The sequence below is a fragment of the Streptomyces sp. NPDC002130 genome (assembly GCF_040296465.1).
Classification (GTDB): Bacteria; Actinomycetota; Actinomycetes; order Streptomycetales; family Streptomycetaceae; genus Streptomyces.
In genome coordinates this window covers 1-1063 of sequence record NZ_JBEOXI010001220.1, presented here as the reverse complement: position 1 = coordinate 1063, position 1063 = coordinate 1, and the positions used below count along the sequence as shown (strand labels likewise).

The window sequence follows — 1063 nt, the reverse complement described above, 5'->3', positions numbered from 1 at the left end:
GCGTCCGCAAGGACGAGATGGAGACGATCATGCCGGCGTGCGTGGCCATGTTCACCGAAGAGGTCGGCGTCTCCCCGCTGGCCGGCGACGGCGGCTTCGGTGTCGATGCTCATGATGCAACCAGAGCTTCGACGACGCGTGCGCGGTGCTCGGACGGTGTGCCCCACGCGGTGAGCAGTGCTCGTACCTTGGTGAGCCACAAGGAGAGATCGTGTTCCATCGTGTAGCCGATGGCGCCGTGAACCTGAAGTCCGACGCGAGCGGCCTTGTACGCAGCATCCCCGCACGCAACCTTGGCCGCCGAGATGTCACGGGAAGCGTCGGCCGACTGATCGCGAACCGACAGAGCGGCACCGTGCAGCAGGGGGCGAGCCATTTCGAGGGAGACGGCAACTTCGGCCAGGTGGTGCTTCATTGCCTGGAACTGTCCGATGACCTTGCCGAACTGCTTGCGCTGCTTCGCGTATTCGGTGGTGACCTCGAGCAGTGTCTGGCCGAGACCCTGCAACTGCGCGGCAGTGGCAAGCGCGCCCATGTCGAAGGCGGCCGAAAAGTCGGCGGAGCCCAGCGATTCGCCGGCAGAAACCTCGTAGAGCTTGCGGGAGAGATCCACCGATGCCTTGGCTTCGCCAGGGACGCCGAGTGATACGGAGCCGTCCTGCACGAGCAGAACCAGATCCACCGCATCGGCATCGAGCGCGAACGGTGTGTGTGGGGGAGCGGCGACGGTTGCCAGCGAACCCTCGGCGAGAGCAGAGAGACGTTCCGGTGCAACGGAAGCCAGGAGCGTCGGTGCCACGGCGATCGTTTCGACAACCGGTCCGGGTACTGCGTGCCGACCGAGCTGTTCGAGAGCAACGACCAGGTCGACGGCGTCGGCGCCGAGTCCGTCGTGTTCTTCGGAGATGACGAGGCCGTTGACACCGGTCTCGGCAAGGCGCTGCCAGAGCTTCTTGCCCGGCTCGGTGTCACCGTCGTTCCACGAACGGATGACGGCGGGCATGTCGGACTTGGTCAGCAGTGCATCGATGCTTGCAGCGAAGTCCTGGTGGGAGGAGTCGAG

General features: G+C 65.1%; 1 protein-coding gene and 1 pseudogene. One reads left to right on the top strand and one right to left on the bottom strand.

What is annotated here, in order from left to right; all coding sequences use genetic code 11:
* Positions 1 to 102 (top strand): annotated as a pseudogene (locus tag ABT116_RS49770) (GNAT family N-acetyltransferase); the annotation flags it as partial.
* 7 nt (positions 103 to 109) lie between these two features.
* On the opposite strand, the gene ABT116_RS49765 reads toward ABT116_RS49770, so the two are convergent.
* Positions 110 to 1063: acyl-CoA dehydrogenase family protein (locus tag ABT116_RS49765; protein ID WP_351648360.1), on the bottom strand; the 954-nt coding region annotated here is incomplete at its 5' end.